We start from the raw sequence: 21,964 nt of genomic DNA, 5'->3' as shown, positions 1-21,964 counted from the left end.
TTATGTTTGGAAAAAAGAAAACCACAGGAGCCGCAACACCTGTTCCACAGGTTTCCAATAAAAAGAAAGTAGAAGATTATCTGACATCCATGTCTTTTCTCAGCCATTTTGTCATTGACAAAAAGGAATCTCTCGTTGAAGAAGAGATCAAGACCGTGCGTGAGATTGATAAAGTAAAAGACTCTTACACCGATGTCATTGAACACAATGCCTCGATCCGCGAAGCTGTTGATTCCCTTCAAAAAGAATTCGGAAAAATCGGAGAAATTTCCGGCCAATTTACGGATGTAATCACCGATGTGACCAGCGTATCCGATGATGCCATGCAGGATATCCGTGATCTGAAAGAAAGCTCTGCCAAAGTGGAAACGCAGTTCGCAGAGATTCATAAAATCTACGATGAGTTTCAGGCTCGCTTTGATGAAATCCGTGCTACCATGCAAAACATTGTCGGCATCGCAAACCAGACCAACCTGCTGGCATTAAATGCTTCCATCGAAGCGGCTCGTGCCGGTGAACACGGAAAAGGATTTGCCGTTGTTGCAGATGAAGTCACAAAACTTTCGATCGGCATCAAAGAACTGGTGGGTGATGTAAACAAAAGTATGGAAGGTTTGCAGACAAGCTCCGAAAATCTGACCCATTCTCTGCTGGATGTACGGGATGCACTGGATGCTTCCCGCACACAGATGGACACAACCGAAAATATCTTTTCCCATATCAATGATTCTGTGTCCGGCGTAGAAAATGTTCACCGCGGCATCAATGAGGTTGTGGAAAACTGCAGCGGACAGGTGGATCAGCTCCGGGAAGACATGGAAGCCCATGAAACCCGTTATGCCCAGGTTCAGTCCGATATTGACGGCTTAAAGAGCCTGATGACAGAAAAGGGATTTATCTATGAGGACATTTCCAATATGATGGAACAGGCTGATCCATTGATCGAAAATATCAAAACGGAATTAAACAAATAAATCTCATTATTCCCCATCTTCTGCCCAGAGCCGTGCGCACCGCACGGCTCTCTGCCATCCCCTGAGCAGCTTTTTGCGCTCCCCTGAGTCCATTACCGGTTCAAACCTTCGTCCCAGCTGCCAGTTTTCCCGGATTTCATCCCTGTCTTTCCAGTAACCTGCCGCAAGTCCTGCCAGATATGCCGCTCCGAGTGCTGTTGTCTCAATACATTCCGGTCGAAGTACTGCCGCATCAATGATATCTGCCTGAAACTGTACAAGCATGTTATTTGCACTGGCTCCTCCGTCCACACGCAGACCATTCAGCGTCACGCCGGCATCCTCTTCCATGGCGTGAATGACATCTTTCGCCTGATAGGCAATAGACTCTAATGTCGCACGGATAAAATGTTCCTTTTTGCATCCCCGTGTCAGCCCAACAATCGTTCCGCGCGCATACGGATTCCAATACGGTGCCCCCATGCCGGCAAATGCAGGAACAATATAAACACCATTGGAATCCGGGACTCTCTTGGCATATTCCTCGGACTGTCCTGCGGTACGGATCATACGCATCCCGTCCCTCAGCCACTGGATGGCCGCCCCTGCCACAAAAACACTTCCCTCAAGTGCATATTCCACTTCCCCTGCAGTACCCGCAGCAATGGTCGTAAGCAGTCCATGTCTGGAAATGATTGGTTCCTTTCCGGTATGCATCAAAAGAAAACAACCGGTTCCATAGGTATTTTTTACATCCCCTTTTTCAAAACAGCACTGTCCGAACAATGCTGCCTGCTGGTCTCCTGCCACACCCATCACAGGAATTTTACCGCCAAAAATCTGCTCCTGTGTCTCTCCGAAGAAACCACTCGACGGCCGCACTTCCGGCAGCATTTCTTTGGGAATGCGAAACAGCTCTAATATCTCTTCCTCCCAGCAGCATCTGTGTATGTCAAACAACATGGTTCTTGCCGCATTCGTATAATCCGTGACATGCACCGCCCCTTTGGTCAGATTCCAGATCAGCCATGTATCCACCGTGCCAAACAAGAGTTCCCCTTTTTCTGCAGCATCGCGCGCGCCTTTCACATGATCAAGAATCCATGCGATCTTGCTTGCGGAAAAATAAGCATCCGGCACCAGGCCTGTCCGCTTCTGCAGCATCGGTCCATATCCTTTTTCTTTCAGTTCATCAATCTGTTCTGCCGTGCGCCGGCACTGCCAGACGATCGCATTGTATACGGGTTCCCCGGTCTTTTTATCCCAGACGATTGTGGTTTCGCGCTGGTTTGTGATGCCAATAGCACGGATATTTTTGGATGATGCCCCGATATTCGCCATTGCCTCTATGGCAACCGACATCTGGGAGGACCAGATTTCCCTCGGATTCTGCTCTACCCAGCCCGGCTGCGGGTAAATCTGTGTAAATTCTTTCTGTGCCATCGTGACGATTTTTCCTGCATGATCAAACAGGATACAGCGGGAACTTGTCGTTCCCTGATCCAGTGCCATAATATATTCTTTCATAATCTGTAATCCCCCATATGATTTTCCTGTAGCTTTTCTTTTTTCTATTTTACTGCATATTCCCATTTATCACCAGTTCATTTTCTCGTCAATTGTGGTTTTAACAACATATTTTCCATTTGCTTTCTGATAAATTACTTCTTGCTTACAAAATAAAATCAAAGGAGTATCTTATTATGGAACATAAAATGTTTTGCTATCAGTGTCAGGAAACCGCAGGATGCAGCGGCTGTACCCAGATGGGTGTCTGCGGCAAAAAGCCGGAAGTAGCAGCTATGCAGGATCTGCTCGTCTATGTGAGCAAGGGATTATCCGCGGTCACAACCCAGCTGCGCAAAGAAGGAACAAAGGTTTCAGAAGAAACCAACCACTTGATCACCTGGAATCTGTTTACCACCATCACAAATGCCAACTTTGACAATGAGGCGATCATCGCACGGATTCATAACACTCTGTCCGTGCGCCGCACACTCATTTTACAGGTAAAAGATACCTCAGGTCTGCCGGAAGCTGCTTTCTGGGATATAAAAACAAAAGATGGCTCTGACGCATCGGATGATGTGCTCTTTGCCAAGGCAAAAGAGGCAGGGGTTCTCTCCACAAAAGACGAGGACATCCGCAGTCTGCGTGAACTGATCACTTACGGATTAAAAGGTTTGTCCGCTTACTCCAAGCACGCCAATGTACTGCTTTCGGATGATCCGGAAATTGATGCCTTCCTGCAGCGGGCACTCGCTGCAACACTGGATGATTCCCTCACAGCCGATGACCTGGTCGCACTCACACTGGAAACCGGAAACTATGGTGTCAGAGGCATGGCGATGCTCGATACTGCAAATACCAGTGCCTATGGCAATCCTGAAATTACCAGAGTGAATATCGGTGTGGGAAAAAATCCGGGAATTCTTGTCTCCGGTCATGATTTAAAAGATCTGGAAATGCTTCTGGAACAGACACAAGGAACCGGTGTAGATGTGTATACACACTCAGAAATGCTTCCTGCCCACTACTACCCGGCATTCAAAAAATATCCGAACTTTATCGGAAATTACGGAAATGCATGGTGGAAACAAAAAGAAGAATTTGAACGTTTCCACGGACCAATTCTGATGACGACCAACTGTATTGTTCCACCAAAGGACAGCTACAAAGACCGGCTGTACACCACCGGTGCTGCCGGCTATCCGGGATGCACACACATTGATGGCGAAATCGGTGCACAGAAGGATTTCTCGGCACTGATCGAACAGGCGAAACACTGTTCTGCTCCGGAAGAACTCGAGCACGGTGAAATCATTGGTGGCTTTGCCCACAATCAGGTACTTGCACTTGCCAGCCAGATTGTTGAGGCCGTCAACTCCGGCGCGATCAAAAAATTTGTCGTCATGGCAGGATGCGATGGACGGGCAAACTCCCGCAATTACTATACAGATTTTGCCAGAGCACTTCCAAAAGATGCGGTTATTTTGACTGCCGGCTGTGCCAAATACAAATATAATAAACTGAATCTCGGCGATATCAACGGAATACCGCGTGTCCTTGATGCCGGACAGTGTAACGATTCCTACTCTCTGGCTGTGATTGCCCTGAAACTGAAGGAAGTATTCGGTCTCGATGATATCAACGATCTGCCGATTGTCTACAACATTGCATGGTATGAGCAAAAAGCAGTGATTGTGCTGCTGGCACTGTTGGCACTGGGTGTAAAAAATATCCACCTGGGACCGACCCTTCCGGCATTCCTTTCCCCGAATGTGGCAAAGATCCTCACGGACACGTTTGGCATTGCCGGAATTGGTACCGTAGAAGATGATTTAAAACTGTTTTTTGGCAAATAATCCACAAAGTCTGTTTTTTGTCTGTTTTCCTTTGACAAACGGTATTTATGAGAGGTATGATTATTATACAATTTAACGATTTTGCATATTTGGCAGAAGGAGAACATTACATGAACGAAAAACAGTATTTACGAGCCAACAAGCGGGTATTTCTCGCTGTCACCATTATCTTTGCCTATATCACGCTGACCATGCTTGCTGCACTGGCGGCCAGCCACGGTGACCACTTTGTCCGGATTGTGATCCAGTGTATGGTTTCGGTCGGTGTGATTATCATTTCCGCATTGGGCTATCTGACCCGAAAGGAGACGCACACCTGTGCCATCATCCTGACAACCGCCATGATGGTCGGTTATGCAGCTGTTGCTTTACTAAATACCACGGAAGGGACATGGGCTTACGCGCTTCCCCTCGTTATTGCCGCCATGGTTTATCTGGATGAACGGCTTATGAAAATAATAAACAGCGTATTTCTGCTTGTAAATATCGTCCGTCTGCTGCTCGGTTTTGGCTCTCACGCATCTGCTGCACTGCCCAACAAGGTGCTGGCACTGTTTGTCCTGCTCCTTGTTGCATACGCTTCTATCAGTATTACACGGATGCTTGTATTTTTCTTTGATGAAAACATGACTGAGATTACAGAAGCTGCGGATAAGCAGAAGAAAAACCATGATCAGATGCTTCTCGTTGCCGAAAATATTTCCCGGCATTTTGGCGAAGCAATGACTGTGCTTGACAGTTTGGAAAACAGTATTGAGGTCAGCCACAGTTCTATTCAGGAAATTGCAGACAGCACCGAAAGCACCGCCGAAGCCATCCAGAAACAGGCGGTTATGTGTTCCAATATCCAAGGCAACACCGATGCGGCAGAAGCCGGCATCCACCAGATGATTAAAGCCGCACATGAAACAGATGCTACCGTAAAATCCGGTGCACAGGTCGTCCTGGAATTAAAGGAACAGGCACAGAACGTGGAAGAAGCCAGCAATGTCACGGTACAGGTCATCCAGAGCCTGACTTCAAAAGTCGAGGATGTCCAGAACTTTGTCGGATCCATTATTGAAATTTCCAACCAGACAAATCTGCTTGCCTTAAATGCTTCCATTGAGGCTGCGCGTGCCGGGGAAGCCGGAAAAGGGTTTGCTGTGGTGGCCGATGAAATCCGCCAGCTTTCCGAACAGACAAAAAATGCCTCTGCCAACATTACAGAAATTATCAACAAATTAAACGATGACACAAAACGTGCCAACGAAAGTATCGAAAACTCAGTTGCTTCCGTAGAAAAGCAGAACGAACTGATTGAAAATACACGGGAGAAATTCGGCAATGTCGGTGAAACCGTTGAACACCTGATGGAAGATATCCATACGGCAGAAGAAAATATCCAGAAAATCCTTGATTCCACCAATGTAATTTCCGATAATATTACCCACCTCTCTGCCACCGGTGAGGAAGTGGCTGCCTCTTCCACCGAAGGGCTGCGTATGGCAGATTCCACGGTGGACAATATGAAGGGCTGTAAAAAAGTTCTGGAGAATATTTACATACTTGCAGAAGATATGAAAGATTCCGTAGAGCACGAAAAACTCGGATAACTCTGTCTGCCAAAAAGCCGGACGCTGTTTACACAACGTCCGGCTTTTTATTGTTTACAGAAAATACAAAAGTGACAGGCAAACGGCCATGCCAAGGAATGCCATCCGGTACAACAGCACATTCGCACACCGGATATCTTCCGGTTTCACCGGACGCAGGGCATCCCCTATCGTCGGTTTCTTTACAGTCTTTCCAAAATAACTGGCATCCCCTGCCAGCTGGATGCCAAGGCTTCCCGCACAGGCACTCTCGGTCTGCGCAGAATTCGGGCTGGCATGTTTCCGGCTGTCCCTTCTCCAGATCTTCCATGCCCCGATCCCGCTAAAACGCTTCCCCGGAAGGAAGCTTGCCACGATCATAAGCAGTGCCGCCACGCGGGATGGGATGAAATTTACCACATCATCCAGCTTTGCCGCAAATCTTCCAAAATACAAGTTCTTTTCATTCTTATATCCCACCATGGAATCCATGGTATTCACCGCCTTATAGGCAAATCCAAGCACCGGTCCGCCGACTGCCAGATAAATCATCGGCGCAATCACACCGTCGGATGCATTTTCCGCAACGGTCTCAATTGCTGCCTTTGCCACACCTGTTTCATCCAGTTGTTCCGTATCACGCCCAACGATCATGGACACTGCCTTTCGCGCTGCCGGCAGATTCTGCTTTTGCAGCTGCTCATATACCTTCATGCTTTCCACTTTCAGACACTTTGTAGCAAGAATCTGATAGGTCATAATGGCTTCCACGGCACAGCCAATCGCCGGATGCAGCCCGTATGCCCCCTCAAGGATAACGGCGGTTACACCGGTTGTCCATGCGATAACAATCACAACCATCGCAAACCCGCGCAGAAATTTTTTTGTGTCTGACAGTTCCTTTTTATTCAGTTTTTCCAGTGATGCGATCAGATTACCAATCAGACGGATCGGATGGGGCAGCCAGTGCGGATCGCCAAACAACAGATCCAGCACAAACCCAAGAAACATCGCAAAGAAATGATAACTCATACTTTTTCTTTTAACTCCATTTTATTCTCTTGTAAAGACAGGCGCAGATGATAGCCCTCGGCATTTTTTACCTGATACGAAAAATAATCACCGCCACAGTAGTGCGAAAGCAGCGCCATGATCGTACCCCCGTGAACCACAGCCGCCACCGGAAGCGGCTCCTGTATCATACCGTTGTCTTCCGTTTCCTGGCACTTTGGACACGCTCTGTATGCCAGCTGCTGCCGGATCTGTTCCATAACCAGCTCCATCCCATCCACACATCTTGCGATAAAAGCCTCCCGGCTCTCACCTCCCGGAAATGCCAACGTTCCACCACTGTCAATCCATGCCTGATAGCGCGGATCTCCATTCAGCTGTGCATAATTCTTTCCTTCAAATTCTCCAAAATCCATTTCTCGCCATGGATCAATTTCGATCTGTGGAATTTGCGGAAATAAAATTTCTGCGGTCTGCCGGCAGCGAAGCATGGGACTTACAAATACATATGGCATATCCCATGTCCTGCATACCTGTGCCCATTGGTCTTTTCTTTTCTCCAGCTGCTGTCTGCCGTCCTCCGAAAGCGGTTCATCCGTCTGTCTGCCAATATACCGGTGTTCTACATTTCCCGGCGTCATTCCATGCCGGATCAGATACAGTTCTATTTGATTCTCTGTCCAATTCCACATACAATCCGTTCCACCCTTTCTGCTTTTGCTGCAATTTCACAGAGCAGCCGTCCCAGCCGCTCACGATATTCCCGCTCGAACGAATCCAGCGGCACAATTCCGCTGCCTACTTCATCGCAGATAATTACTGTATCCGGATGTTTTTCCAGATAAGCCATACTTTCTGCTTCCGGGGATGGAGACTTCGGGGCACTTTCCTGCAATTTCTCTCGAAACCATTCTTCAAAATTGTCCCAGATCCGTGCTTCCGCGATGCCCCGCACCTGTGTTACATATACTTTTTTCCCCTGAGCAGTGCCGCCAATGTATAATTCCATTAATGTACTCCCTATTGCTTGATATTTTATATTACCACGTTTCGACAAATTTATCTATTTATGCTATACTCCTTTTGTTTTCGCTCCCATTCTGGCAACAGAAGGGAGATATATTTTGTGGATTCTATCGTTTCATTCTTTGTTTCTGTCGTGGCAGGTATAGTCACCTATTATATCTGCAAATGATTAGACAGTAAACATTAGCGGCAATTAACCTGAATGGATGCTCGACCATACAAAATGAGAAGAACCCCCAGTAGCGGCAACTACTGGGGGTTCGTTTTTGGTGTACTTGTAAAAGTATCGCCTCATTCTTTGTTGATTGCATTATATCATACACAATCACCAATTTCAAGTATACCCCAATTCATCATCCTTTTTGCACCAGTAGCGCGACTTTTTCAAATCAACACTGACACGGCTGCCGCCACCGCCATTGCCCCCTCACACAGCGTCAGAAAATATCCCGCCGTATCTCCGGTGATTCCGCCAAATTCCCTGTAACTGCGCCAGCGATAGTAACCGAACACTGCAAATGCCGCCGCCACCGCCAGAATTCCCGCCAGAAGCGAAAGCCAGAGCATAAACAGTACACACAACAACGTCTGTGCATAAAGTGCCCCTTTTACCCCACGCTCATGTGCGGTACTCGCAAAATGATAGAGCATCCCATCCGTTTTTGCGGAACGGAAGGAGACCACGCTCAGGCCACTCAGACAGCGGGACAGGAAAAATCCACAGCAAAACACTTCCAGCGCACGGTAATCCACAACCTGGGAAAGGGCCGCCACATAAATCAACCCGAATTCCGCCAGCTTGATCACGGAAAAAGCTCCAATGTGGGAATCCTTTAAAATTTCCAGTTTTCGCTCTCTGGGCTGATACGAATGCAATGCATCCATGGTATCCATAAACCCATCCACATGGAAGCCCCCGGTGATAATAAGCGGGAGCGCAGCTGATATCAGAATAAATGCAAGCGTACTGATTCCCAATAACGCAGACAACCGAAACCATCCCCAGAGGATAGCACCGATCACTGCCCCGATCCACGGAAAAAAGCACATGCTGTAACGCATGTCTTCTTCTTTCCACACAAATTGTGGCATCGGAATTTTTGAATAGGTGGAAAACGCCACCGCGATTCCTCTAATGATGTGCATAACCTGCTTCCTTTCTCTCTTTTACCGGAACCGGAATACCTACAACGACTTCGGTCACCGTATCCGCCAACGCCGCTACTCCCGTATTGATGCGTCCGAGTGCACGGATATATGCCTGCGTTGTCGCATCATAGGAAATGCCATCCTCAAACACGTTATTACTGACGATCACCAACTCGTCCACTTTTGTGGAAAGGTTTTTGATTCCCTGCAATATGTGTCCGACAACCACATCTTCCGAAACGATGTCCGCACCGGAAAACATCTCATTTGCAACCAGATTGGACATACATTCCAGCAGGGCACAGCGAGGACGTTCCGTAACATTTTGCCCTGCGCGATCCGGTGGTTCCATGGCTTGCTGTGCTCTTTTCGAAAAATCTACTTCCCCGATATCCCGCGGCTGTTCAATCGTAACAAATCCTTTTCCCGCGCGAAGTCTCCGGTGTCTTGCAACTTTTTTTCCGCCCTCCGCATCGTACACCTGCATGGTTGCGATATAATATTTATTCGTTTTTCCATCCAGCAGATGCTCTGCGTAAGCCGATTTTCCGCTGCCGCTTCCGCCCAAAACCAAGGTGATCATTCTGTTTCCCCATACCGCTCGTACTGCGCAATTTCCATCGTATCAAATGTTGTCTGATCCTCATAGAGTGCCAGCGCCAGATCCAGAAGGGAAAACAGCATCACGGCCCCTGTGCCTTCCCCAAGCCCCAGTCCTGCATCAATAACCGGATGAAGTTTCAATTCCTCCGCGATCCATTTTGCCGCGGGTTCCTTGCTCAGATGGCTCGGCAGAACAAATTCCCGCACACCCGGCACGATCCGCTCCGCCACCAGTGCCGCGACCGATGAGATCAGCCCATCCAGAACGACCGGCACATGATACAGTGCTCCGCCGATGCATACACCTGCCATTCCCGCGATATCCAGACCGCCGAATGCCGCCAGCATGGAAAGTGCATGCGCTGACCGGATCTCTTTTTCATATTTCTCCAGTGCCTGCGCAATGACCTGCTGCTTGCGCAACAGCCCCGCGTCGTTTAATCCGGCACCACGTCCGGTCACTTCTTCTGCTGTGCGTCCGGTCAGTGCCGCCACAAGCATGCTGCTCGTCGTCGTATTTCCGATTCCCATCTCTCCGGTACCGATCAGCTGATAGCCTTTGTCTTTGCACTCCCGGACCAGATCAATTCCCACAGACAATGCCTGCAACGCTTCTTCCTCTGTCATTGCAGGTTCCTGCAGAAAATCGCGCGTGCCCTGCATCACTTTGCAGTCGCGCACCCCCGGCAGCGTTTCTTTTGTGTTGATTCCAATATCGACCGGGATCACATCCACACCGGCGCGGCGCGCCATTTTGCCAACCGAGCTCGCCTGCTGCCCCATGAATCCTGCAACCACCGCGGTCACTTCCTGTCCGGACTGGCTGACCCCTTCTGCGACAATACCGTTGTCTGCGCACATGGTGAGGATCACTTTTTTTTCAATGGAAAGGCTGCTGCTTCCTGTGATTGCGCCGATCTGCGCAAACATTGTCTCAAACTGCCCCAGACCATCCAGCGGTTTGGCAATTTTGTCCCAGCTTGCTTTTACCTGCGCGTAGATCTGTGCGTCCGGTGGAATGATTTTAAGTTTCTCCATTTCTTTTCCTGTAATCAAATATTTTCTCCTGTTGCAATTGTAAATTGCGCAAATGCAATTCCCTGTTTCTTGCTTCTTTCAGCCATGAAATGTATGATAAGAAAAAGGAGGTGCTGATATGAATAAAACCAAAATTGATAATCAAACTATCGCTCACATTCTTCTTGATTTAAGACAAAAACATCATCTTTCCCAGGAACAGCTTGCTCAAACATTAGGCGTTACTCGTCAGGCCGTATCGCGATGGGAAATGGGAATCTCTGTTCCAAACATCCATACCCTGCTCTTAATCAGTGAGCAATTCCATGTTCCAATTGACACAATGCTCAAAAAACCAGATGCTTCAGCAGAAAACCAAAATAAAATCCAAAATCCTGCTAAAAGAACTCCCTTTATTTTTATGACCATAACCGGAATTTTCCTGTTGTGTGTGCTTCCTTTTCTGGGTCAATGGGAACAATTCAAATATATGGATCTCTATGGTCGTGCATATGCCGATTCCTATCACTATATTTTCGAATACCCACTGTCCATTCTTCTGGTATTATCCATTGTCCTGATTTGTGTCGGGATCTATAACATTGTAAAAATCAAGAGGAAATCCGGCTCTCCTGCAAAATAGAGTATACATACTCCATATCCAGATGCTCCCGCAATCCCTGTGCGAGCTTGTCATACTGCTGTTCCTTAAATGCATGATAATCACCGCCAGCCTCCGGTTTCCATGACACCCTTTTTTTGTCGGCCAATGCCTGTACTATGCGCACGGCAATGTCTCCATCGTCAAAAATGCCGTGCACATAACTGCCGTATACGCCGGGTGCTTCGCTGCCTTTTTCCATGCGCTGCACCCCGTCGGTTCTGCCATCTGCCAGCTGTACCAGTGGCGTCTGATGTTCCCCGGTAGAAACCGTTGTCTTTCCCATATGAATCTCATAGCCGGAAAATTCCAATCCGGAAAGTGTGGAAAAAATACCGGTTACATTCTCAAATTTTCCACGTGTCTGCGTACGCATTTTTTCCGGCATCAGGGTCGTGTCGGTGTCGATCAGTTCCATACCACGCAGGGGTAGTGCCCCGTCGCGCTTTATGCGCTCCACGGCAATTGTATCCGGCTCATGAGAAATTGCTTCGCAATGAGCCGGATAGAGCGGTTCGCATAGCGAATTCTCATTCTCTACCCCATGTGGGTCCGAAATGGTACGCCCCAGCATCTGATAGCCACCGCAGATCCCCCAGACCGGGATATGCACCGCCAGCTTTTTGACCGCGGCTTCCAGACCGTTCTGCCGCATCCAGCGCAGATCACCCATCGTATTTTTGCTGCCCGGCAGAAAAATCATATCCGGCTGTCCCAGTTCCTGCACCGAAGAAACATAGCGCACGGACACACCCTCCAGCCGTTCAAACACGTTAAAATCCGTAAAATTGGAGATCCGTGGAAAACGGATCACTGCCAGATCTATCACGCCTACATCATGGTTGTCCAACTGACCGCTCAGACTGTCCTCATCCTCAATGGAAAGATGCATATATGGAACTACTCCGGCAACCTTCACGCCGCCGCGTTCCTCCAGCATCTCCACTCCCGGATCAAGGATTGTCTTATCCCCGCGGAATTTATTAATAATCAGACCCTTCACACGGGCTTTTTCATCCTCTTCTAAAAGCATCAAAGTTCCCAAAAGCTGCGCAAACACGCCGCCACGGTCGATATCCCCCACCAGAAGCACCGGTGCATCGACCAGTTTTGCCAGCCCCATATTGACAATATCATCCGATTTCAGATTGATCTCTGCCGGGCTTCCCGCCCCTTCCATCACAATAATGTCTGCCTGCTTTTCCAACTCCGAAAAAGCCTCGCAGATCGTCGGAACCAGCTTTTTCTTATACGCAAAATAATCCCGCGCCCGCATATTTCCGAGCACCTCACCCTTTACGATCACCTGTGATCCGACATCATTGGTCGGTTTCAACAGGATGGGATTCATAAGCACGGAAGGCTTCACACCCGCCGCTTCCGCCTGCATGACCTGCGCGCGCCCCATCTCCAGACCGTCTTCGGTGATGTAGGAGTTGAGTGCCATATTCTGTGATTTAAACGGTACCACGCGATAGCCATCCTGCGCAAAAATACGGCAAAGTCCTGCAACGATCAGGCTTTTTCCGGCATTTGACATCGTGCCCTGCACCATGATTACTTTTGCCATGTTTGTTTCCTTCCTGCTAACCAGCAATCACAACCCTGCAATCCTTCTTGAAGCATGCAATTCCATATTTGATAAAATTACGCATTCCGTCCTGCTTCAGCTTATCGACATATGATTTTTCTTCCATCTGTTTCAAAGCTTCGGCACATGCAGCATCCAGATCTCCATTCCCGGCATATTTCAGTTCTATCACAATTCCTGTTCTGTTGTTCGGCACCTCAACAAGAATATCGCTGTAGCCGGTTCCTGACTCTGCATTTGACTTTATAAGCCAGTTTGCTTTATATCCCAAAAGCCCAAGTAAAATGCCATGGTAAAAATTTTCTTTCTTTTCCTTTGCAACTGCTGTATCACGTATACTTATGGTATTCCAAAGATATTCTCCAAAGAGCTGCTCTATTTTTTCTGTATTTTTTTCTAAAAACGCATTGCAGAATTCTTCCAGTCTCTTACCGTCATTCGCGGACGTATCCCGGAACCATTCCCTGATTTTCTTGATAAAAAGATTTTTTATCTCTTTATTTGGAATTGCCAAACGTATCTTTCCATCCGCTGTACGCCCCTGTTTTGTCAGATATCCGGTCGTAAAAAGTACGCTCCACAGATTTCCAATGTTTTTATCAAGCTCATCATACGTAAGTTCCTGTGAAAGTTCCTTTTCAATACACTCTCCCGCGATCAGACGCTCAATTTCATCCTTGGTCTGCACATCCGCCTTATCAATCAATCTGCGGACGATCGCATTCCCACTCGAATTAGACCAGTAATCCTGTGGTTCAACCGTTTGATCATAGTTAAGTTCATCCACATAATTTATGACATCCCATGGACAGTACACATCCGCATTTCCAAAGTGATAGCCATCATACCATTCCTTTGTTTCCGGAAAATGTGAAGCCAGACCATACGACGCAAGAAGGTTTTTTACCTCATCATCTGTGAATCCAAACTGTTCATCAAATCTGGAATCCATAATAGAAAGTACCTTAAAATTATTCAATCCTGTAAATATACTTTCCTTCGATACTCGCAGACATCCCGTCAGAAATGCAAACTGTAAATAATCATTCGTCTTTAATGCCTGACCAAAAAGACCTCTGATCAGAGAAACCATTTCACGATAATATCCATTCTGATATGCTTTATCCAGAGGAACATCATACTCATCTATGATAATTACTACCTTTTTCCCGTGATGCTTATATAAAAGCTGTGACAGTTTACGGATGCTGTCTTCTATATTCTCATCCGTACCTGTAAGCATTTTAGCGAAATATGCCTTATCCTCGTCCGTAAGTGCATCACTTGTTTTGAGATAATAATGCCGGTCCATTTCATTGGCAAGAATCGTGCCGAGCATCCTCTTCGCATCCGCAAATGTCAGCCCCTCCACCCCTTTGAGCGTGAGAAATATCACTGGATACTTTCCCATGTACGCATCGCATAGTTCTTTATTCTTTGCAATATATAAGCCTTCAAACAGTGAAACATCTGCACCGATTTCAAAAAAACTTTTCAGCATGCTCATATTCAATGTCTTGCCAAAACGTCGCGGACGGGTGAACAGTGTTACTTCCCCCCAATTCATCAGAATCTGTTCTATAAGATTTGTCTTGTCAATATAATAAAATCCGTTCCTGCGTATTTTTTCAAAACTGTCAATTCCTACCGGTAATTTCAAAGTATTTACCATATGAACCTCCAACAAACAGATCATTTTGCCATATTTACATATAGTATAACTGATTGACAAGGTAATTACAATTTCCTTTCATTAAACGGTCACCGAAATACACTGTCATGATTTACTCTCCATTCCAAAAACATTTTCTTGAAAAGATCCCCATGTTCCGTTAAGATAATATTGTAACGAAAAACAATATATCAGGGAGGTAGTTATGAACTATACAATTGAAGGAGCACCAATGCCTGTCGTCATCTGTAACTTAGAGGGCGGCGAAACCATGCTTACGGAGAAGGGCGCAATGTCGTGGATGTCCCCAAATATGAAAATGGAAACCACAACAGGCGGTGGAATCGGAAAAATGTTCGGTCGTGCTTTTTCCGGTGAAAGCATGTTTATCAACCGCTACACCGCGCAGGGCGGCACCGGACTGATCGCATTTGCATCCAGCTTTCCCGGAGATATCCGTGCATTTGAAATCGCACCGGGGCAGGAGATTATCGCCCAGAAAAGTGCCTTTCTCGCATCAACTGCAGGCATGGAAATGTCTGTTTTTTTCCAAAAACGCATTGCCGGCGGTCTCTTCGGTGGAGAAGGATTTATCATGCAGCGTCTGTCTGGAAACGGCACCGTCTTTCTCGAATTTGACGGACACATCAAAGAATATGAACTTGCACCGGGACAACAGATTGTCGTTGATACCGGATATCTCGCGGCAATGACCGCCGGATGTACCATCGATATCCAGACTGTACCGGGTGTAAAGAATATGCTCTTTGGTGGGGAAGGGATCTTTAATACCGTTATCACCGGACCGGGACGTGTATGGCTGCAGAGCATGCCGGTTGCACAGCTCGCCGGAGCGATCAGCCCGTTTATTCCAAATAAAAATTAATCATTTTCGAAAAAATCCCGGAGCCGTTTCCCATGCTCCGGGATTTCATTTTATATCATTTTTCAAATTTTCCGAATCTCAAAACTGTTTTTTCCACGGGTTTTTACCTCATATAATACACTGTCTGCTTCCTTAAACAGTTTTTCATAAGGAACTTTCTCCGTCATATACACAGCACCCAGACTGAATCTGTTTTGACACCTCATTGTCATAATCCGAATACGACTGGTACTTCACCTCAATACCAGGATATTTCTTGTTAAACCCATCCAGGTACTGCTGCATATCCTGCTGGGAGATATTGGATGCTACCGAAATCGTTCCCCTGATTTCGTTTTTCTGCGCAGCATGTGCCACACTTCCAAAGTCTGCCGGAAACTGTAACAGCACAAGCAGCGTCAAAAGCACCGCCACCATACGCTTTTTCTTCCACTTTTTCGTCTTTCTCATCCTTCTTTTGCAGCCTTACCGCGCTTCATATGCCCTGGATACACGCTTATACTCTGCCGGTTCCGTAATCTGTTCCACAACGATATCTCCGTCTTCCGCATCACGGTATCGATACAGATACACACCTTCCTGAATCTCATCCTCCTCTATGAGAGACACTGCCATATAGTGCTTCTCTTCAACGGTAAAAGTATCCATGATGGCAAACTCTTTTTCCGTCCCATCCGAAACCGGAATACGGATTACTTCATACTCTTCCATAATATCTCTCCTTTATCGTGGCACTTTCGTAAACAGTGCAAATGCATTTTCCCGTGTGGTCTGCTCGACTTCCTCCACAGAAACGCCTTTGATCTCCGCAATTTTAGCAATCACATACGGAATATTACGTGAATCATTGCGCGTTCCCCGGTGTGGTTCCGGTGCCATATACGGGCAGTCGGTTTCGAGCACGATGCTCGAAAGAGGAATCATTTCCACGGTCTTTACCAGCTTTTTGGCATTTTTAAAAGTCACAACGCCGCCTACACCGATGAAATATCCCATCTTTACATATTCCTGTGCCATCTCCGGCGAATAGGAATAACAGTGGATCACGCCCTTTATGCCATCCTCATATGCCTTTTCCATGATCTTCATGGTATCCTCTGCTGCATCCCTGGAATGAATGATCACCGGAAGATCTGCCTGTTGTGCCAGTGCAAGCTGCCGTACAAACCAATACCTCTGCTTCGCCTGTATCTCCGGTTCCTTATCCCAGTAATAATCCAGTCCGATCTCACCCACGGCAACTGTCTTTTGCAGCGTTGTCTGCTGTCTGAGCCATGCATAAGTGTCCTCATTTAAATCATCCACGTCACTGGGATGTACGCCCACCGCAGCATAAAGAAAAGGGTATTCCTGCGCCAGCGAAAGTGTTGTCTTTGTCGTCGCAATGGAAGACCCTACATTAATCACCGGTGAAATGCCGCGCTGCGGTAAATCCGCAAGCAGCATCTCCCGGTCCGTATCAAATTTTGCATCATCGTAATGTGCATGTGTCTCAAAAATCATAAGAAGTGCCTTTCTATCAGATCAAGTTCCTCCATGATGATACAGTTCGGAAGTGTATCCGAAGCCACCATGCCCCGCACCTGGGCATAATCCATCCAGCGCACACTCTCAATTTCTTCGGTCTGCAGTTCAAATTCCTCTGCTTCCCGATCCAGCCAGAGCAGATAAACATTTGAAATCTGGTGATCATGAAATGGCTGTCTGTGAAATTCGCTGTCAACATCCTTATGCACCTGTCCGCAATAAATCAGATCCGACTCCTGCACTGTCACATTTAATTCTTCTTTCAACTCCCGAATTGCTGAAGGAATGTAATCATCCCCTGCCGGTATATGTCCGGCACTGGAAATATCATAGCAGCCCGGAAATGAATCTTTCTGCATACATCTCTTCTGTAATAAAAGCTGAATCCGTCCGTTCCTGTTGCGGGCAATCCAGACATGGGATGTGCGGTGCCGTACCCCTTCCCGGTGGGCCTCCGCGCGTTCTACGGTTTCACCGGTTGGTGTGCCGGTCTCATCTACAACATCAAGGATTTCCATATTTATGCCTCCTATTTCTACTTATCCGCCCCAGCCACTTACATGCGTCTAACAGATCTCAGCACCGCTTGGCATCGGTTTCTCCGGTGTCATCAGAGAAAGTGTACCGTTTTCATCCTCTGCACACAGCAGCATGCCCTCGGACAATACTCCGGCAAGTTTTGCCGGCTTTAAGTTCACAAGAACCATAACCTTCTTGCCAACCATCTCTTCCGGTGTGTAATCTTTACGGATACCGGATACAATCTGCTTTACAGTGTTTCCGATTTTTACCTGAGAGCAAAGCAGCTTCTTTGACTTTGCAACTGCCTCACAGGAGAGAATCTCTCCCACCTGGAACTGCATCTTCGTAAAATCATCAAATGTGATCTCTTCCTTCGGATCCATATCAATCACTGCTTCATCTGCTGTCTCTCCGCCATTTAATGCTTTCTGCTCTTTTTCATACTCTTCCTTCTGCTTTGCCTGAATGGCATCCACCTTTGGCTGGATCTCTTTTGCGTCAATTCTTGCAAAAAGGATCTCCGGGGCATCGGTTACTTTTGTTCCATCCGGATACAGGCCAAACTGATTGAGTTCATCAAAATCACGCAATGATGTCGATAGCTGTGCCACAATTTTTTCTGCGGTTTCCGGAAGGAACGGGTGCAGAAGACTTGCGCCAATCGTGATGGACTCGGTCAGATTGTAAAGAACCTCTGCCAGACGGTCTTTCTGTGCCTCGTCTTTTGCCAGTACCCACGGGGTTGTCTCATCAATATATTTATTGCAACGGCGGAACAGTGCAAATACTTCGGAAATTGCATCTGCCACACGAAGTTTTGCCATCTTCCCGGCAATACGGTCACGGGTTGCTGTCACAACAGCTTTCAGATCTGCATCCACTTCACCGGTGACTCCTGTGGATGTTACCACACCGCCAAAATATTTATTGCTCATGGAAACGGTACGGTTTACCAGATTTCCAAGAATATTTGCCAGATCAGAGTTGAAACGCTCAATGACCAGATCCCAGGTAATCACGCCATCATTCTCAAACGGCATCTCATGCAATACAAAATAGCGGGTAGCATCTACGCCAAACAGATCTACCATGTCATCCGCATAGATTACATTTCCCTTGGATTTGCTCATCTTATCCCCGCCCTGAAGCAGCCACGGGTGTCCAAATACCTGCTTTGGCAGTGGCAGATCCAGCGCCATCAGAAAGATTGGCCAGTAAATGGTATGGAAACGGACAATATCTTTTCCGATCAGATGCAGATCAGCCGGCCACAGCTTCTTAAACTGATCTGTGGAACCATCCGGATCATATCCAATCTTTGTGATATAGTTTGTCAGTGCATCCAGCCAGACATATACGACATGTTTCGGATCAAAATCTACCGGAATTCCCCAGCTGAAACTGGTACGTGATACGCACAGATCCTGCAGTCCCGGAAGCAGAAAGTTATTCATCATCTCATTCTTACGGGAAACCGGCTGAATGAAGTCCGGATGGGTATTGATATAATCAATGAGCCGGTCTGCATATTTACTCATCTTAAAGAAATAAGCTTCTTCTTTGGCAGGCTGCACTTCCCGTCCACAGTCCGGACATTTGCCGTCTACAAGCTGGGATTCTGTCCAGAAAGACTCACAAGGTGTACAATACATTCCCTCATAAGATCCCTTATAAATATCACCCTGATCATAAAGCTTTTTAAAAATCTTCTTTACACATTTCTCATGATCCTCATCCGTGGTACGGACAAAGTTATCATAAGAAGAATTCACAAGATCCCAGATCCGCTTTACCTCACCGGAAACCTGATCTACAAATTCTTTCGGTGAAATATCTGCTGCCTCTGCTTTTTCCTGAATCTTTTGTCCGTGTTCATCAGTTCCGGTCTGAAAATAGACATCATAGCCTTCGGCTCTCTTATAACGCGCAATTGCATCCGCAAGAATAATCTCGTACGTGTTTCCGATATGCGGCTTACCTGAAGTATAGGCAATCGCGGTTGTCATATAAAACTTCCCTTTATTTTCTGCCATGTCCTTGGCCTCCTTATCTCACATTCGCTCTCCCCATTTTACCGAATTCCACGCCATTTGTAAAGTATCCCCTATTCGTCCGTTTTTCTGTTTATTCAAGAATATTTTCTTATATTCCAAGAATTTCTTGCTGACCTGTTTTTCCGTAGACTAATATGCTTTTATCCAGTTTTTTCCAGTACAAAACTGCCAAAGATAAATGAGAAGGAGCACCAACATGAAAAATATACAAATCGGGGCAGCCTTAAAAACGATGCGAAAAAATCGTGGCTGGACGATCCATGACGTAGTTGTACAGCTGAATGACCTGTACAATATCGCAGTCGCCGAAAAAACCGTGTACGGATGGGAAAGCGATCAGGCCTATCCCCGCACGGAAACATTGCTGCTGCTCTGTGAACTGTATCAGAGTGACGCATTCACCGGAAATCTCCTGCACATTCCTGCAGACAAATCCTTCCCGATCACTGCAGATGAACGGCATGTCATCGAAATGTATCGCCGGCATCCGGAACTACAAAGCGCTGTAAAACGCGTGCTTGATGTTCCCGTCAAAAAACCTTCTGCAAATTAAAGTCCTGATATCCTGTCCCCTGTAAAAACTATTTTCCAAAATTCATCCTGTCACAGAAGTTTCTATCTCATACAGATATAAATCACATAAACCACATATAAAACCAGCATCACAATACCTTCTTTTCTGCTGATTTTTTCTTTTGTCCATGCAAACCCCCAGATCAACAGGCTCAAAACAATCAAAATCATAATATCTATGATGTTTTCCATCAAGAACGGCATCGGACTGATAACTCCCGCCAGACCAAGTACAAACAGAATATTAAAAATATTGGAGCCGATCGCATTTCCAAGTGCCATATCCACTTCATTTTTGCGGGCTGCAACAACAGATGTCACAAGTTCCGGAAGCGAGGTTCCAATTGAAACAATGGTCAGTCCTACCAGCGTCTGGCTCATTCCAATTTTCAATGCAATATTGCTGGCACTGTCTACAACGACATCCCCGCCAATCACAATACCAGCTACACCAACCACAAGGAACAACAGGCTTTTTGGCATCGACATTACTTTCTGTGCCTCTGCCGCTTCAATCTCTTCACTTTGCGGTTGCCCGCCTTCTTTTCCTGCTTTCAATGCCATACGAATCATTGTTCCGATAAATATGGCAAAAAACACCAGAAATACAGCACTGTCAAAACGTCCCAGTTTCATTCCCACACCACCGAGTACCAGAAGCAGCAACGCTGCAAACACGGAATATGGGAAATCACGTTTCAATGTAGCTTTCTGTACAGCAACCGGAGTCATTATGGCACAAAAACCGATGACCACCATCATATTAAAAATATTAGACCCGACCACATTACTGATTGCCAGCGTATTCTTATGCTGGATTGCTGCAACAACAGAAACCGCAGTCTCCGGAAGTGAGGTTCCCATGGCAACAATCGTCAGGCCAATAATGATGGCCGGAACATGAAACCGTTTTGCAATGCTGGAACTTCCCTCCACAAAAACATCTGCCCCTTTGACCAGGAAGAAAAATCCTGCGATCAAAAAAACAATTGCCAGCGGCATGGAACATGTTGAAATAAATTCTGTCATATCTTTTCCCTCTTTCTGTAAAATAATGTGTTAAAAGGCAATAATGCCAAGATGCTCCAACAATATTTTCAAACCTATGAGCATAAGTATTACCCCACCGGCAATCTCTGCCTTTTTCTTATAACGGGTACCGAAGAAATTACCGACAACCACTCCGATGATCGATAATACAAATGTCGTGCATCCGATAATCAGACAGGCTTCCATGATGGATACATTTAAAAAGGCAAATGTAATACCAACTGCAAGTGCATCGATACTGGTTGCAACTGCAAGAAGCAGCATCTCTTTATGATCCAGTGGCAGATCTTTTGCTCCAATTTCCTGCACGTCTTTATCACGAACCGCTTCAATCACCATCTTTCCACCGATAAACAGCAACAGGAAAAAGGCGATCCAGTGATCGACCGAAGTAATGTATTTCTGAAAGCGGATTCCCAGCGCCCAGCCGAGAAACGGCATCAGTGCCTGAAATCCTCCGAAATACAATCCAATCAGAAACGCATGTTTTTTGTTGATTTTTTCCATGCCAAGACCCTTGCAGACGGATACCGCAAATGCATCCATCGAGAGTCCGACACCAATCAGAAATAACTCGATTACCATTCTTATGTTCTCCTTTTGTGAGGGGATTCATACCTTACGCTTCTGTCCTGATATATCAAAAAGAGACCCAATGCGCACCAACGAAAACCGCGACTACAGCCACGTTTTTCCGGTGCACATGAGTCTCATTCTTTAAGGCTTGCCA

Annotated in this window: 22 protein-coding genes; 6 read left to right on the top strand and 16 right to left on the bottom strand. The window is 46.6% G+C overall.

Annotated elements, in window-relative coordinates; all coding sequences use genetic code 11:
• Positions 1 to 2: 2 nt before the first annotated feature.
• Entirely contained in the window at positions 3 to 974 is a 972-nt protein-coding gene (locus DXD06_RS06170) for a methyl-accepting chemotaxis protein (RefSeq protein ID WP_117831042.1), read from the top strand.
• A gap of 6 nt (positions 975 to 980) precedes the next feature.
• Here the strand turns inward: DXD06_RS06170 and glpK are convergent, their stop codons facing one another.
• Positions 981 to 2,480, bottom strand: coding sequence for a glycerol kinase GlpK (glpK, locus tag DXD06_RS06165; RefSeq protein WP_117831085.1), 1,500 nt, complete (start codon positions 2,478 to 2,480; stop codon positions 981 to 983).
• A gap of 176 nt (positions 2,481 to 2,656) precedes the next feature.
• Here glpK and hcp point away from each other — a divergent pair, with 176 nt between their 5' ends.
• The gene (hcp, locus tag DXD06_RS06160) at positions 2,657 to 4,318 is read left to right on the top strand and encodes a hydroxylamine reductase (protein ID WP_117831041.1); all 1,662 of its coding nucleotides are present in this window, start codon (positions 2,657 to 2,659) and stop codon (positions 4,316 to 4,318) included.
• Between the two features lie 110 nt (positions 4,319 to 4,428).
• A complete protein-coding gene (locus tag DXD06_RS06155; protein WP_117831040.1) occupies positions 4,429 to 5,913 on the top strand; it encodes a methyl-accepting chemotaxis protein in 1,485 nt (494 codons plus the stop codon).
• 54 nt (positions 5,914 to 5,967) lie between these two features.
• On the opposite strand, the gene cbiB is transcribed toward DXD06_RS06155, so the two are convergent.
• The 6 genes from cbiB to cobT form a co-directional block, all read right to left on the bottom strand.
• Complete coding sequence (gene cbiB / locus DXD06_RS06150; RefSeq protein WP_117831039.1) at positions 5,968 to 6,924, bottom strand: adenosylcobinamide-phosphate synthase CbiB; 957 nt, start codon at positions 6,922 to 6,924, stop codon at positions 5,968 to 5,970.
• On the bottom strand, positions 6,921 to 7,595 hold the full coding sequence (locus DXD06_RS06145) for a histidine phosphatase family protein (protein ID WP_117831038.1): 675 nt from the start codon (positions 7,593 to 7,595) through the stop codon (positions 6,921 to 6,923). Before DXD06_RS06145 ends, cbiB begins: the two co-directional genes overlap by 4 nt.
• Positions 7,568 to 7,912 (bottom strand): bifunctional adenosylcobinamide kinase/adenosylcobinamide-phosphate guanylyltransferase, encoded by a 345-nt coding sequence (locus tag DXD06_RS06140; RefSeq protein ID WP_055067183.1) that lies wholly within the window; start codon positions 7,910 to 7,912, stop codon positions 7,568 to 7,570. Before DXD06_RS06140 ends, DXD06_RS06145 begins: the two co-directional genes overlap by 28 nt.
• A gap of 401 nt (positions 7,913 to 8,313) precedes the next feature.
• Complete coding sequence (locus tag DXD06_RS06135; protein WP_117831037.1) at positions 8,314 to 9,075, bottom strand: adenosylcobinamide-GDP ribazoletransferase; 762 nt, start codon at positions 9,073 to 9,075, stop codon at positions 8,314 to 8,316.
• Complete coding sequence (locus tag DXD06_RS06130) at positions 9,062 to 9,661, bottom strand: bifunctional adenosylcobinamide kinase/adenosylcobinamide-phosphate guanylyltransferase (protein ID WP_117831036.1); 600 nt, start codon at positions 9,659 to 9,661, stop codon at positions 9,062 to 9,064. The genes DXD06_RS06135 and DXD06_RS06130 overlap by 14 nt, the downstream gene beginning before the upstream one ends.
• The gene (gene cobT, locus DXD06_RS06125) at positions 9,658 to 10,737 is read right to left on the bottom strand and encodes a nicotinate-nucleotide--dimethylbenzimidazole phosphoribosyltransferase (protein WP_243000877.1); all 1,080 of its coding nucleotides are present in this window, start codon (positions 10,735 to 10,737) and stop codon (positions 9,658 to 9,660) included. Before cobT ends, DXD06_RS06130 begins: the two co-directional genes overlap by 4 nt.
• Positions 10,738 to 10,837: 100 nt before the next feature.
• Here cobT and DXD06_RS06120 point away from each other — a divergent pair, with 100 nt between their 5' ends.
• On the top strand, positions 10,838 to 11,341 hold the full coding sequence (locus DXD06_RS06120; RefSeq protein WP_055260927.1) for a helix-turn-helix domain-containing protein: 504 nt from the start codon (positions 10,838 to 10,840) through the stop codon (positions 11,339 to 11,341).
• Here DXD06_RS06120 and DXD06_RS06115 read toward each other — a convergent pair.
• Both DXD06_RS06115 and DXD06_RS06110 read right to left on the bottom strand, forming a co-directional pair.
• Positions 11,310 to 12,929: a cobyric acid synthase gene (locus tag DXD06_RS06115; RefSeq protein WP_117831035.1), complete on the bottom strand. Its 1,620-nt coding sequence runs from the start codon at positions 12,927 to 12,929 to the stop codon at positions 11,310 to 11,312. The genes DXD06_RS06120 and DXD06_RS06115 overlap by 32 nt on opposite strands.
• A gap of 16 nt (positions 12,930 to 12,945) precedes the next feature.
• Positions 12,946 to 14,622 (bottom strand): AAA family ATPase, encoded by a 1,677-nt coding sequence (locus DXD06_RS06110; RefSeq protein ID WP_117831034.1) that lies wholly within the window; start codon positions 14,620 to 14,622, stop codon positions 12,946 to 12,948.
• A gap of 205 nt (positions 14,623 to 14,827) precedes the next feature.
• Between DXD06_RS06110 and DXD06_RS06105 the strand changes: the two genes are divergently transcribed.
• Complete coding sequence (locus DXD06_RS06105; protein WP_117831033.1) at positions 14,828 to 15,508, top strand: TIGR00266 family protein; 681 nt, start codon at positions 14,828 to 14,830, stop codon at positions 15,506 to 15,508.
• 144 nt (positions 15,509 to 15,652) lie between these two features.
• Here the strand turns inward: DXD06_RS06105 and DXD06_RS06100 are convergent, their stop codons facing one another.
• The 5 genes from DXD06_RS06100 to metG are packed head-to-tail and all read right to left on the bottom strand — an operon-like array spanning position 15,653 to position 19,590.
• Entirely contained in the window at positions 15,653 to 15,958 is a 306-nt protein-coding gene (locus DXD06_RS06100) for an extracellular solute-binding protein (protein ID WP_117831032.1), read from the bottom strand.
• A gap of 15 nt (positions 15,959 to 15,973) precedes the next feature.
• Positions 15,974 to 16,219: a DUF1292 domain-containing protein gene (locus DXD06_RS06095; RefSeq protein WP_055067193.1), complete on the bottom strand. Its 246-nt coding sequence runs from the start codon at positions 16,217 to 16,219 to the stop codon at positions 15,974 to 15,976.
• Positions 16,220 to 16,231: 12 nt separating this feature from the next.
• Positions 16,232 to 17,011 carry a TatD family hydrolase gene (locus DXD06_RS06090; RefSeq protein WP_117831031.1) on the bottom strand — a complete coding sequence of 260 codons (780 nt, stop codon included), beginning with the start codon at positions 17,009 to 17,011 and terminating at the stop codon, positions 16,232 to 16,234.
• The gene (locus DXD06_RS06085; protein ID WP_117831030.1) at positions 17,008 to 17,553 is read right to left on the bottom strand and encodes an NUDIX hydrolase; all 546 of its coding nucleotides are present in this window, start codon (positions 17,551 to 17,553) and stop codon (positions 17,008 to 17,010) included. The genes DXD06_RS06090 and DXD06_RS06085 overlap by 4 nt, the downstream gene beginning before the upstream one ends.
• Positions 17,554 to 17,601: 48 nt before the next feature.
• Entirely contained in the window at positions 17,602 to 19,590 is a 1,989-nt protein-coding gene (gene metG, locus DXD06_RS06080; RefSeq protein ID WP_117831029.1) for a methionine--tRNA ligase, read from the bottom strand.
• Between the two features lie 217 nt (positions 19,591 to 19,807).
• On the opposite strand from metG, the gene DXD06_RS06075 reads away from it, so the two are divergent.
• Complete coding sequence (locus DXD06_RS06075) at positions 19,808 to 20,164, top strand: hypothetical protein (protein WP_022044971.1); 357 nt, start codon at positions 19,808 to 19,810, stop codon at positions 20,162 to 20,164.
• Between the two features lie 62 nt (positions 20,165 to 20,226).
• Here the strand turns inward: DXD06_RS06075 and DXD06_RS06070 are convergent, their stop codons facing one another.
• Together DXD06_RS06070 and DXD06_RS06065 are read right to left on the bottom strand one after the other, a co-directional pair.
• Complete coding sequence (locus tag DXD06_RS06070) at positions 20,227 to 21,213, bottom strand: calcium/sodium antiporter (RefSeq protein ID WP_117831028.1); 987 nt, start codon at positions 21,211 to 21,213, stop codon at positions 20,227 to 20,229.
• A gap of 30 nt (positions 21,214 to 21,243) precedes the next feature.
• Complete coding sequence (locus DXD06_RS06065) at positions 21,244 to 21,825, bottom strand: manganese efflux pump MntP (RefSeq protein WP_117831027.1); 582 nt, start codon at positions 21,823 to 21,825, stop codon at positions 21,244 to 21,246.
• Between the last annotated feature and the right edge of the window lie 139 nt (positions 21,826 to 21,964).

Origin of the sequence: Roseburia sp. TF10-5 (assembly GCF_003462365.1) — a bacterium.
Classification (GTDB): Bacteria; Bacillota; Clostridia; order Lachnospirales; family Lachnospiraceae; genus Roseburia; species Roseburia faecis.
This window is presented reverse-complemented; position numbering and strand designations above follow the sequence as displayed.